At 65.1% G+C, this 11,667-nt stretch carries 11 protein-coding genes; 3 read left to right on the top strand and 8 right to left on the bottom strand.

The window, feature by feature from the left end; genetic code table 11:
* Nucleotides 1-58 precede the first annotated feature (58 nt).
* The 4 genes from QM712_RS23205 to QM712_RS23220 form a co-directional block, all read right to left on the bottom strand.
* A complete protein-coding gene (locus QM712_RS23205) occupies nucleotides 59-1,792 on the bottom strand; it encodes an FAD-dependent oxidoreductase (RefSeq protein WP_415025470.1) in 1,734 nt (577 codons plus the stop codon).
* Between the two features lie 111 nt (nucleotides 1,793-1,903).
* A complete protein-coding gene (locus tag QM712_RS23210; RefSeq protein ID WP_415025471.1) occupies nucleotides 1,904-2,929 on the bottom strand; it encodes a S1C family serine protease in 1,026 nt (341 codons plus the stop codon).
* 124 nt (nucleotides 2,930-3,053) lie between these two features.
* Nucleotides 3,054-3,506 carry a hypothetical protein gene (locus QM712_RS23215; RefSeq protein WP_415025472.1) on the bottom strand — a complete coding sequence of 151 codons (453 nt, stop codon included), beginning with the start codon at nucleotides 3,504-3,506 and terminating at the stop codon, nucleotides 3,054-3,056.
* A gap of 200 nt (nucleotides 3,507-3,706) precedes the next feature.
* On the bottom strand, nucleotides 3,707-5,305 hold the full coding sequence (locus tag QM712_RS23220; protein ID WP_415025473.1) for a GMC family oxidoreductase: 1,599 nt from the start codon (nucleotides 5,303-5,305) through the stop codon (nucleotides 3,707-3,709).
* Nucleotides 5,306-5,504: 199 nt separating this feature from the next.
* Between QM712_RS23220 and QM712_RS23225 the strand changes: the two genes are divergently transcribed.
* Nucleotides 5,505-6,293, top strand: a complete 789-nt coding sequence (locus QM712_RS23225; protein WP_415025474.1) for a thermonuclease family protein — start codon at nucleotides 5,505-5,507, stop codon at nucleotides 6,291-6,293.
* Between the two features lie 217 nt (nucleotides 6,294-6,510).
* Here the strand turns inward: QM712_RS23225 and cyoD are convergent, their stop codons facing one another.
* From cyoD to QM712_RS23245, 4 genes are read right to left on the bottom strand one after another with little or no spacing between them, the layout of a single operon-like run.
* Nucleotides 6,511-6,900, bottom strand: a complete 390-nt coding sequence (gene cyoD, locus QM712_RS23230; protein WP_415025475.1) for a cytochrome o ubiquinol oxidase subunit IV — start codon at nucleotides 6,898-6,900, stop codon at nucleotides 6,511-6,513.
* Nucleotides 6,897-7,538 (bottom strand): cytochrome (ubi)quinol oxidase subunit III, encoded by a 642-nt coding sequence (locus QM712_RS23235; RefSeq protein WP_415025476.1) that lies wholly within the window; start codon nucleotides 7,536-7,538, stop codon nucleotides 6,897-6,899. The genes cyoD and QM712_RS23235 overlap by 4 nt, the downstream gene beginning before the upstream one ends.
* Entirely contained in the window at nucleotides 7,538-9,538 is a 2,001-nt protein-coding gene (gene cyoB, locus QM712_RS23240) for a cytochrome o ubiquinol oxidase subunit I (protein ID WP_415025477.1), read from the bottom strand. The genes QM712_RS23235 and cyoB overlap by 1 nt, the downstream gene beginning before the upstream one ends.
* Entirely contained in the window at nucleotides 9,528-10,361 is an 834-nt protein-coding gene (locus QM712_RS23245) for a cytochrome ubiquinol oxidase subunit II (protein ID WP_415025478.1), read from the bottom strand. Before QM712_RS23245 ends, cyoB begins: the two co-directional genes overlap by 11 nt.
* Nucleotides 10,362-10,595: 234 nt before the next feature.
* Here QM712_RS23245 and QM712_RS23250 point away from each other — a divergent pair, with 234 nt between their 5' ends.
* Nucleotides 10,596-11,408, top strand: coding sequence for an SDR family NAD(P)-dependent oxidoreductase (locus QM712_RS23250; RefSeq protein WP_415025479.1), 813 nt, complete (start codon nucleotides 10,596-10,598; stop codon nucleotides 11,406-11,408).
* Nucleotides 11,409-11,423: 15 nt separating this feature from the next.
* On the top strand, nucleotides 11,424-11,667 hold a 244-nt coding region (locus tag QM712_RS23255; RefSeq protein WP_415025480.1), incomplete at its 3' end, for a carboxymuconolactone decarboxylase family protein.

Genomic DNA, 11,667 nt, shown 5'->3' on the forward strand with positions numbered 1-11,667 from the left:
ATAGGTCACGACGTACGCGATGTCCCGCCTGCGCGGGGCATGACAGCAACGGGGATGGTCAGGTCGACGTCGCCGCGATGCCTGGCTCCGCCGCGACCATCGCGCTCCCCTCCGCCAGATGCCGTCCCGCAATGTAACCGAACGTCAGCGCCGGCCCGAGCGTGATGCCGGGCCCCGGATAATTGCCGTTCATGATCGAGGCCATGTCGTTGCCGCAAGCGTAGAGGCCTCGGATCGGCGTTCCATCCTCGCGCAGCACGCGCGCCTGCGCATCGACCTTCATGCCGATGGCGGTGCCGAGATCGGCCGGATAGATCCGCATCGCGAAGAACGGCGCACGGAGGATCGGCGCGACGCAGGGGTTGGGCTTGTGGGCGGCGTCCCCGAGATGCCGCTGATAGATCGTGCTGCCACGACCGAACTCGGGATCACGGCCGTCCTTCGCGCCGGCATTGTAGTCCGCGACCGTCGCAGCGAGCGCGGACGGCTGGATGCCGATCTTGGCCGCGAGTTGCGCGATGTCGGCAGCCTCCACCAACTCGCCATTGGACACGTGGCGCCGGACATTGCGCGTAAACGGCTTGATGCGGCCCAGGCCATAGTTCCAGAGAAAGCGGCGGTCGCAGATCAGATAGAACGGCCGGTCCGGCTCACCATTGCCGTCGCGCATCATGGCGAGCACGAACTCATGGTAGGACAGCGCCTCGTTGACGAAGCGCAGGCCGGCGACGTTGACGGCGATCACACCGGGCTTGGCGCGGTCGGTCACCGTGTGCGGGAAGACACCACGGCTGCCGTCGGCACGACGAAACAGCGAGGCCGGCACCCAATAGGCCGGGCTCGTCGCGTCCGTGTCGAGCGCAGCGCCCGCTGCGGTCGCAAGCCGGAGCCCATCGCCGGTGCCGGATGTGCTGGTCGCCGAGATCAAGCCCGCTGCGGCCGGGAAGAAGCGTTTGCGCAAGCCCGCGTCGTGCGAGAAGCCGCCGGTCGCAAGCACCACACCGCGGCGCGCGGTGATCAGCCGATCGCGGGAGCCGTGACGGATCACGACGCCGCCGATGCGGTCGCCTTGGATCGACAGATCTTCGACGTCGGTGCTGAAGAGGATTTCAACCCGGCGCACCAGCAGGGAGGCATAGAGCCGCGCGGCGAGCGCATTGCCGAGATGCAGCGTCGTGCCGCGTGGTGCCCGCAGCCGCTGCAAGGCGTATTCGCAGACGAGCCGCGCCGCGCGCAAGGTCGAACGCAACGATTTCCCGGCCTTGCGCAGATGCGGGATGTCCTGACGATTGACCATCATCCCGCCGAACAGCGTGAATTCCGGCAGCGGCGCGCGCAGGCGCGCGAAGCCGGCGCCGAGCCGCGTGCCGTCGAAAGCCACCGGCTCCAGGACGCGACCGCCGGGCGTCGCGCCCAGGCGCTCCGGATAATAGTCCGGATAGGCTTTCACCGGCTGCAGGCACACCTCGGTATTGGCTTCGAGATACGCGATCGCCTCTGGTCCGCGCGCGAGGAAGGCAGCGCGCAAGCCGGCGTTCGCGGGCTCAGGAACCGTGCTCGACAGATAGCGGACGGCATCGGTGACGCTGTCCGAGAGCCCCGCCTCCTTCATCCTGGCATTGGCGGGAATCCAGACCATGCCGCCGGACCACGCGGTGGTGCCGCCGACGAAGGCGGTCTTTTCGAGGACGAGCACGCGCAGGCCTTCGGCTGCGGCCACCGCCGCCGCCGTCATGCCACCGGCACCGGCGCCGATGACGATGACGTCGTAGGTCTCGTGCGCCGGCATCATGCGGCAGAATTCCGAAGGTGAGGCATGACACCGTCATACCCCGCCTCGCCTGCCCGGCGCTCTATTTTTTGCACATGATCGTATCGGAAGACCGCTTTGCGCTTTTCCGGATCACGTGCTCCGCGCCGGCTTGCGCTCGACCGGGTCGATGTCGATCTCCCGCAGGCGGCCGAGCCGCAGCACGTCCATGGCGAGACGCCGGCCGATCCGGTCGCGATCCAGCACGCGGATCAGGTCGTCGACACCGTTGATCTCGACACCGTCGAGCCTGATGACGACGTCGCCCGGCAACAGGCCCGCCTTCGCGGCCGGACCGTCCGGCTCGATCTGCGCGAGCAGCGCGCCCATCTTGTTCTCGACGCCGGCCAGCACCGCGTGCCGCCGCGGCACCGGCGCGGTCTGCCCGGCCACGCCGATATAGGCGCGGCGGACGTAGCCGTGGCGGATGATCTCCGACAGCACGAATTGCGCGGTGTTGCTGGCGACCGCGAAGCAGATTCCCTGCGCACCGTTGATGATGGCGGTATTGATGCCGATCACCTCGGCATTCGACGACACCAGCGGGCCGCCGGAATTGCCGGGATTGAGCGCGGCATCGGTCTGGATCACGTCCTCGATGGTGCGCCCGCTGACCGAGCGGATCGAGCGCCCGAGCGCCGAGACCACCCCGGCGGTCACGGTCGACTCGAAACCCAGCGGATTGCCGATCGCGATCACGAGTTGCCCGCGCCGCAGGCTCTTGGAATTGCCGAGCGCGGCATAGGGCAAGTCACGCACGCCGTTGGCGCGCAGCAGCGCGAGATCGGTGTCGGGATCGACGCCGAGCACCCGGGCGTCGCCGACATGGCCCTCGACGTCCCGCAGCCGGATCTCCCGGGAGGAGCCGACCACGTGGCTGTTGGTGAGGACGAGACCGTCCGGCGAGATCACGATGCCCGAGCCGAGCCCGCCGCGTTCGCGGCCGTTCGGCACCTTCGGCCCGGTCTCGACCCGCACGACGGCGGGGCCGACCCGGTCGGTCACGTCGATCACGGCATTGGAGTAGGCATCCAGCAGGGCTCGGTCATCGACCGGGGCAGCCGCATCAGTTCGCGACGACGGGCCGTCATCGGCGGTATCTGAAGTGAAATCCAGCATGGCAGAAGTCCTTGAAGGCTCACACAGATGGTGGCCTGTTCCCTCCGGCGCAAGTGCCCCGCTCGGCGCGCAAGGCTGGGCTGCCGGGGCTGGACTCCGAGAACTGGGCTACCACTGCATCGGACTACGATGGCGCCCGCCACAGCGTGCCGCCTCTTGCCTTGACCGGATCGAGCAGCGACCAGTCGCCGTCCGGCAACACATAGCCCTTGGGAAAGGGCGGCCGCAGTTCGAGCCCGAGCGAACGCAGCACCCGGTCATCACGGTAATAGCACTGCAACACGACGCGGACGAGCGTTGCCGCGGCGGCTCCGCCGGAGCTGCGAAACTCCTGCGCCACGTCATCGCGCTTGCCGGCATCGAGCTCGGCGAGCGGCCGGCCCGCCAGCCGCGCCAGATGCTCCAGCGCCATCGCCACCAATCTCGTATCGCGCCCCAGCGTCGAGAGCATGTCGGCCTGGATCGCAGCATCGTCGGCGCCGGGCACGTTGTACACGTCGCTGGCCGGAATGATCATCGCGGCGACGGTACGGAGATCGTCGCGCTGCCGCGGCGTGAGGGAGAGTTGATCAGTCATTGTGTCCTCGCGTCGGAATTTTACGGCCATAGTGAGAGCGCGCTGCCTCTCCCGCCTGCGGGAAAGAGCTGGGACGAGGCTGCCTCCGCAAAGGTGCCCGCGAGAGGAGAGAGCCCTCACCCGGCGCAGCGCGCCGACCTCTCCCGCAAGCGGAGGAGGTGCAGCAAGCCCGTAGCGGCTTCGGTGCAAACATCGGCGGCTCAATCGAACAAATTGGCGAGGCGCTGCTTCATCTGGTCGGCGACATAGAGCGCGATAGCCTGGATGGTCGAGGTCGGGTTGACCCCGCCGGACGTCACGAACACGCTGCCGTCGACGATGAAGAGGTTCTTCACATCATGTGTGCGGCCCCATTCGTTGACGACGGATTTCGCGGGATCGGTGCCCATCCGCGCAGTGCCCAGCAGGTGCCAGCCGCCCCACGGGATCGGCGAGTTGATGCAGATGTCGGTCGCGCCGGCCATTTCGAGAACCTCGCGGCCGCGGGCCAGCGCATGCTCCATCATCTTCAGGCTGTTCTGGCTGAGTGTGTAATCGATCTTCGGCGCGGGAATGCCGTGGCTGTCCTTCAGTACGGGATCAAGCGTGACACGGTTGTGCTCTTCCGGCAGATCCTCGCAGATCGCCGAAAAACCCAGCCGATGTCCGTTGAGCTTGCGGAAGACGCGGTGGTGATCGGCGCCCCAGGGCAAAATCCCCTTCTGCTCGCTGACTACGGCTTCGAACACCGGTCCCGCGCCGCGCACGAACTGCACCCCGAAACCGCGCACGAAGCCACGCGACAAGTCCGTGCTGTACCACTCCTTGCTCCACAGGCAGGTCGGCGGCGCGCGGTTGCTGTCGGTCGGCTCCTCCACATAGCCGTAGATCTGCGCATAGGGGTGGAACATCAGGTTCTTGCCGACGAGGCCCGACGAGTTGGCGAGGCCGTTCGGGAAGCGGCTGGATTTCGAGTTGAGCAGGAGCCGCGGAGTGCCGACGCCGTTGCAGGCGATGATGACGACATGGGCCGGCTGGAACTGCTCGGCACCGTCCTTGTCGTAATAGACCACCCCGGACGCCATCCCGTTCTCGTCGGTGGTGATCTCGCGCACACGGCAATGGGTCCGCAGCTCGACGCCCGCGCGGACGGCATGCGGCCAATAGGTGATGTCGGTCGAGGATTTCGCCCCCTGTGCGCAGGCCGGCGTGCAGTGACCGAGGTTGATGCAGCGCGCCCTGCCCTCGTAGTCCGTCGTCGCGACCGTCGTATCCGACGGCCACCAATGCCACCCGAGCTTGTTCATGGCCTTGCCGATGATGGCGCCGGACAATCCGAGCGGCTGCTGCGGCATCGGCGGATGCGTCAACGGCGAGAGCGGATCGCCCGAGAGGCCGGACGTGCCCATCATCCGGTCGTTCTCCTCGAAGAACGGTGTCAGCGCGTCGTAGTCGATCGGCCAGTCGTCGGCGACGCCGTCAAGCGTCCTCACCTTGAAATCCGATGGATGCAGCCGCGGCCAGTGCGCGGTGTACATCACCGTGGAGCCGCCCACGGCATTATAGTTGACGACCTTGATCGGCGAATTGTCGTCGTTGATCGGATAGTCCTCGGGCCGGCCGCGGACGTTCGGGCTCGACGACCACTCGCCGTAGAACTTCGCTTCCCAGTCCCGGCCCGTGCTCGGATATTCCGCCGGGTTCATCCAGCCACCCTGCTCGAGGCAGAGGATGTGCATCTTGGTCTCCGCCAGCGACCAGGCGACGGCCGCACCGGAAGCGCCGGCGCCGATGATCAGGACGTCCACGGGATCGTTCATCGAAGCAGTCCTCCCGCCCTCGCCGCTTCCCGGGCGATTCGGCCATCGCGGCTCGCAAGGCCGCCAAACGATAGGGGCAGAGCGGCCGGCGAGTAAAGCCACGAGCAAGGAATGTCATACTTCGCCCGGCGCAGACCATTGGTATCGCCACGCCCGGATGCTAGGAACGAGGCGCTAGAGCAATCGATAGCGAGACCGTATGTCCCTTCAGAATTCCTTTGCTGCCGCCCGCGCTTTCGCGCTTGTTTTGTTTTTCGCTCTGTCCGCGTTTCTGGGAGCATCCGGATCGGCTTCCGCGGTGACCGCCGCCGCGACCGTCCGGGACGCCAATTCCATCCAGCTTGGCGACATCACCTATCGGCTCGACGGCGTCGACGCCCCCGAACTGGACCAGGTCTGCATCGACGATCACGCTGATCCCTGGACTTGCGGCATCGAGGCCCGCGACCAGCTCACGAAGCTGATCGGCGGACGGCAGGTGCGTTGCGACGACGTGGGACCGGAAAAGAGCTTCGGCAAGCGGCACCGCGCGATCTGTACGGTCCAGGGCGACAAGACGACGTTGAACGAGCAGTTGGTTCGGCTCGGCTTTGCCATCGCGCGCGAGCCGATCAAGGCGAACGTCAAGCCGGCGGCCGCCGATGCCAAGGCCGCATCGGCCGGCATCTGGAAAGGCTGCTTTGTTGCACCGCAAGAATTCCGCACGGGCAAGAAGGACGGCGCACTGCTGGGAGCCGCCTGCCGTCCCGATCGCGACAAGGAGATTCGTACGGTCCTGTTTCCGGACGAGCTGACGATGCCGCCGAGCTGCAGCATCAAGGGCAAGCTGGCGGTGCGCGCGCGCGTCACCGGCAACATCGGCATCTATCATTTGCGGGGCTGCCCGAGCTATCCGGCCACGACGAAGCCTGATCGGTGGTTCTGCTCGGAGGATGACGCCCAGGCCGCGGGTTTCCGCAAGGCCTATAATTGCCGTCGCCCGAAGTGAGAGACCCTCACGCTTCCGTGAGCATTTGCCGGAAGCAGTATTGATCCGGAATTGATCTCTATCGGGAGTCGTTGCATTTAGGAAAATGTGCGGTGGCGCCTGGCGCGACCGCCTCCTTGGCAGCAATCCGGCTTCGGCCGATTGTCCTTGCTTGGGCGTTTCCTCCCTAGACTTGGGCCGCTTGTCATCACAAGCGGCTCTTTTTCTTTGTGCGAGGCTAACTGCGCATCTGCATGATCTGATCCATCGCCGGCATGTTCTGGTTGAGATGCGACATGATCCAGACGGTACCGCCGACCACCAGGAAAACCACCAGAAGACCGAAGGCCAGCGCCAGCACGTTGTTCGTGTTGTCCGGACCCGTCGTGATGTGCAGGAAGAACACCAGATGCACGCCCATCTGCGCGATCGCGAGCACGATCAGCGCGACGGGAATCGAGGGTTGCCAGACCAGATTGGTGCCGGCGATGAAGAACGATGTCGCCGTGAGCAGCAGCGCCAAAGCAAGGCCGACGACGTAACCGACGATCCTGGCGCCGACACTGTGCTGCTCTTCCTCACCCGGGGCGAGATCATGCTCGACCGGCTCGTGCGTCATATCGCTCATACGCCACTCCCAAGCAGGTAGACGACGGAAAACACCGCGACCCAGATGATGTCCAGCGCGTGCCAGAACAGCGCGAAACACATCATCCGGCGCAGGATGTCGGCACGAAAGCCCTTCGCGAACACCTGGGCCATCATGGTGAGAAGCCACAGCACGCCCGCCGAGACGTGCAGACCGTGGCATCCGACCAACGAGAAGAACGCGGTCAGAAAGGCGCTGCGCGACGGGCCGTAGCCGCGCGAGACGAGGTCGGCGAACTCGCGGAACTCGATGACGAGGAAGATCAGCCCCAGCAGGCAGGTCACGGCCATGCCGAGATAGAACCAGAACCGGTTGCGCACATCGGCCGCGATGCTGGCCATGCCGCAGGTGAAGCTCGACAGCAGCAGGCAGACGGTCTCGATCGCGACGTTCCTCTGCTCGAAAATCTCCGAACCTTTCGGGCCGTCGGCGGTCTGGTCGACCAGCACCGCGTAGGCGGCGAAGAAGCACGAGAACATCACGATATCGGAGAGCAGGAACACCCAGAAGCCGTAAGCGGTGACGATGCGCTTCGACGCCGGGCCCGGATGCTCGATCACGACGCCGATGTGATGGGGATCGGCATGTGCGCGCCCGACGGTTGCGGTCATCGACATCAGACCGCTCCCGCCATGCTGACCAGACTGCGCCGTTCCTCGACGTTGAGCCGGTCGATGCGGGCGACCTCCGCGGCCGGAATGACGTATTCGTCATGATCGCGCCACGCGAACACGACGAAGGTCGCGAACGCCCCGATGCCGCCCAGGATCACCATCCACCAGATGTGCCAGATCAGCGCGAAGCCCATGATGGTGGCGAAGAACGCGCAGACGAATCCGGTCGGAGAGTTCTTGGGCATCTCGATGTCCCGGTATTCAGGCTCGACGTGCTCCAGCAATTGCTGCTTGGCATGGGCCTTCAGGTCCCAATAGGCATCCTCACCGCGCACGTCGGGATGGAAGGCGAAATTGAACACGGGTGGCGGCGACGAGGTCGCCCATTCCAGCGAGCGTCCATCCCAAGGGTCGCCCGTGCGGTCGCGCAGGCTTTCGCGATTGCGGATGCTGACCACGAGCTGCATGACCTGGCAGATGACGCCGATGGTCAGCACGGCCATGCCGACCGCCGCCACCATCATCCACGGACGCCATGCCGCGACGTCGTAGTGCTGCAGCCGCCGCGTCATGCCGAGCATCCCGGCGGTGTAGAGCGGAACGAACGTCACATAGAAGCCGATGAAGGTGAACCAGAAGGCGCGCTTGCCCCAGCGCTCGTCGAGCCGGAAGCCGAACGCCTTCGGGAACCAGTATTCGAAACCGGCGAAGGCGCCGAACAGCACGCCGCCGATGATGACGTTGTGGAAGTGCGCCACCAGGAACATGCTGTTGTGGAGCATGAAGTCGGCCGGCGGCACAGCGACCAGCACGCCGGTCAATCCGCCGATGATGAAGGTGACCATGAAGCCGACCGCCCACAGCATCGGCGTCGCGAAGCGGATACGGCCGCCATACATCGTGAACAGCCAGTTGTAGATCTTCACGCCCGTCGGCACCGCGATGATCATGCTGGCGATGCCGAAGATGGCATTGACGTCGGGGCCCGCGCCCATCGTGAAGAAATGATGCAGCCAGACCATGAAGGAGATGACGCAGATCGCCATGGTGGCGAGCACCATCGATCGATAGCCGAACAACGCCTTGCCGGAGAAGGTCGACACCACCTCGGAGAAGATGCCGAAGGCCGGCAGAACCAGGATGTAGACTTCGGGATGGCCCCAGGCCCAGATGAGGTTCATGAACATCATGACGTTGCCGCCGGCCTCGTTGGTGAAGAAGTGGAAGCCGAGATAGCGGTCGAGCAGGAGCATCGCGAGCGTGGCGGTGAGGATCGGGAACGCCGCGACGATCAGGAGGTTGGACGCCAGCGTCGTCCAGCAGAACATCGGCATCCGCAGGTAATTCATGCCCTTGGTGCGCAGCTTCAGCACGGTGGTGACGAGGTTGATGCCTGCGACCAGCGTGCCCACGCCGGAGATCTGCAGCGACCAGGCATAATAGTCGACGCCGACGCCCGGCGAATAGGACAGTTCCGACAGCGGCGGAAAGGCGAGCCATCCGGTGCGCGCGAACTCGCCGACCACCAGCGAGACGTTGACCAGCAGCGCGCCGGTGGCGGTCAGCCAGAAGCCGACCGAATTGAGCGTCGGAAAGGCGACGTCGCGCACGCCGAGCTGGAGCGGCACGACCAGGTTCATCAATCCGATGACGAACGGCATCGCCACGAAGAAGATCATGATGGTGCCGTGGGCCGAGAAGATCTGGTTGTAATGCTCCGGGGGAAGATAGCCCTGCGACTGGTAGGCGACCGCCTGCTGGATCCGCATCATGATGGCATCGCTGCCGCCGCGCAGCAGCATCACCGAGGCGAGCAGCACATACATGACACCGATGCGCTTGTGATCGACGCTGGTGATCCATTCGTGCCAGAGATAGGGCAGATGCCCCTTCACCACGACCCAGATCAGCACGGCCAGGATCGCGACCAGTACCACCCCGCCCGCGACGAGCGGAATTGGTTGATCGAACGGAACCGCCGACCAATCGAGCTTACCGAGCATCATGGCCTCCACTATGCGGCCGGCCGGCGTCGGAGATCAGCTCCGGGCCTGGCCCTGGCGGAATGTGCTGGGTCGCGATCAGGTCGAACAGCCGGGGATCGTCCAGGCGGTAGGTCGGCCGCCCGCTCTCGATGCCCTGCTGCATCAGCTTCTTGTAACTGTCCTCGTTCAGCACGGCGTCGCTCTTCGCCGTGTTCGCCACCCATCCGGGAAACGCCAGCGGCGAGATCACGTTGACGTCGAACAGCATGTCGGGGAAGCCGTCACCGGAGAAATGCGCCGACATGCCCTGCAGCTTGCCTTCGTTGTCGGCGCGCAGGTTCAGCCGTGTGACCATGCCGTTCATCGTATAGATCATGCTGCCGAGCTGCGGGATGAAGAACGTGTTCATCACGCTGGACGAGGTGAGCTGGAAATTCAGCTCGGCACCCGCCGGCACCGTCAGCGTGTTGACGGTGGCGATGCGCTGGTCCGGATAGATGAAGAGCCATTTCCAGTCGAGCGAAACGGCCTGAATTCTCACCGGACTGCCGGTGCCGGGCACCGGCGCCGCGGGATCGAGTTGATGCGAACCGATCCAGGCAACGCCGCCGAGCAGGATGACGGTGAGCGCCGGAATGGCCCACACCACCATCTCGACACGTCCCGAATAGACGAAGTCCGGCTGGAATTGCGCCTTTGGGTTCGAGGCACGAAACCAGAAGGCGAACGCCAGGATCGCGACGATGGTGGGCACCACGATCGCAAGCATGATGAAAACGGAATCAACCAGGATCGTGCTGTTGGCGGCAGCAACAGGCCCTTGTGGATCGAGCAGATTCATCGGCAAGCCACTGGCGATTGGGAAACCCCGGAGCGGAGCCTAACCCGGGAAAGGCTCCGCACCAAACGCGATCGCGTGAGATCAGTTCCGCCGAACAGTCATGCTTGCTCCGCTCCATCTCGCCTGGCGGCATGCAATTCCATGCGATGTCAATGACATGAGCGCGGGACGCCCGGCCTTCTCACCTCGGCATGCCGTTGCTATCGTCGGAGAAAAATAACGGGAAGGAGCGACATGCAGGGCCCTGAAGACGATGCCGGCCTCGCCGGCAAGGTGGCACTGATCAGCGGCGGCGGTGCCGCGGGCGACGGAATCGGCAACGGCCGCGCCGCAGCAATCCTGCTGGCCCGCGCCGGCGCGAGCGTGCTGGTGGCCGACCGCGAGCTCGGGCTTGCCGAGCGCACCGTGGAGATGATCACCGCCGAGGGCGGCAGTGCCGCGGCCCACGCCGGAGACGTCACGAGCGAGGGCGATTGCAGGACGCTGGTCGAGGCGGCGCTCGATCGCTGGGGCCGGCTCGATTTCCTCGACAACAACGTCGGCATCGGCAGCCGCGGCAACGTGGTCGACGAGGCGCCCGAGCAGTATCGCCGCGTCATGCAGGTCAATGTCGAGACCATGTTCCTGCTCTCGAAGCACGCGATCCCCGCCATGATCAAGACCGCGAAGGGTGGTGCGATCGTGAATATCTCATCGATCTCGGCGCTGCGGCCACGCGGCCTGACGACCTACTCGACCTCGAAGGCGGCGATCATCGGGCTGACGCGCGCGATGGCGGTCGATCACGGCCGCGACAACATCCGCGTCAATTGCATCTGCCCCGGGCCGGTGTACACGCCGATGGTCTATGCCCGCGGCATGAGCGAGCAGGCCCGGGCGAACCGCGCCAGGGCATCGGTGCTGAAGACGGAAGGGACCGGCTGGGACGTCGGCCACGCCGTCAAATTCCTCATGAGCAACTTCGCACGCTACATCACCGGCCAGGTGCTGGTGGTCGACGGCGGCGTGACGCTGCAGGCACCCGAGCGCGAGTCGCAGGAACACTGACGGAAGGAAACACGAATGGCACGACTACCGTATCTCGAGGCCGACCAGGTCGCGCCCGAATATCGCGACATGCTCAAGCGCAACACCAATCTGCACAAGCTTCTCGTCAACTCGCCGGAGATGGCGCGTGCGTTCAACGGCATCGGCGGATACATCCGGTTCAAGAGCAAGCTCGACCCGCGCCTGCGGGAGCTGGCGATTCTACAGGTCGGCTGGATGGAGAAGTCGGAATACGAGTTCACCCATCACGTGAAGATCG

Source organism: Bradyrhizobium sp., from assembly GCF_047605465.1.
GTDB lineage: Bacteria > Pseudomonadota > Alphaproteobacteria > Rhizobiales > Xanthobacteraceae > Bradyrhizobium.

Excerpts from the sequence above, each read along its gene's own strand:
- QM712_RS23205 (WP_415025470.1), bottom strand. The coding sequence starts at position 1,792 with ATGATGCCGGCGCACGAGACCTACGACGTCATCGTCATCGGCGCCGGT.
- QM712_RS23210 (WP_415025471.1), bottom strand. The coding sequence starts at position 2,929 with ATGCTGGATTTCACTTCAGATACCGCCGATGACGGCCCGTCGTCGCGA.
- QM712_RS23215 (WP_415025472.1), bottom strand. The coding sequence starts at position 3,506 with ATGACTGATCAACTCTCCCTCACGCCGCGGCAGCGCGACGATCTCCGT.
- QM712_RS23220 (WP_415025473.1), bottom strand. The coding sequence starts at position 5,305 with ATGAACGATCCCGTGGACGTCCTGATCATCGGCGCCGGCGCTTCCGGT.
- QM712_RS23225 (WP_415025474.1), top strand. The coding sequence starts at position 5,505 with ATGTCCCTTCAGAATTCCTTTGCTGCCGCCCGCGCTTTCGCGCTTGTT.
- cyoD (WP_415025475.1), bottom strand. The coding sequence starts at position 6,900 with ATGAGCGATATGACGCACGAGCCGGTCGAGCATGATCTCGCCCCGGGT.
- QM712_RS23235 (WP_415025476.1), bottom strand. The coding sequence starts at position 7,538 with ATGTCGATGACCGCAACCGTCGGGCGCGCACATGCCGATCCCCATCAC.
- cyoB (WP_415025477.1), bottom strand. The coding sequence starts at position 9,538 with ATGCTCGGTAAGCTCGATTGGTCGGCGGTTCCGTTCGATCAACCAATT.
- QM712_RS23245 (WP_415025478.1), bottom strand. The coding sequence starts at position 10,361 with ATGAATCTGCTCGATCCACAAGGGCCTGTTGCTGCCGCCAACAGCACG.
- QM712_RS23250 (WP_415025479.1), top strand. The coding sequence starts at position 10,596 with ATGCAGGGCCCTGAAGACGATGCCGGCCTCGCCGGCAAGGTGGCACTG.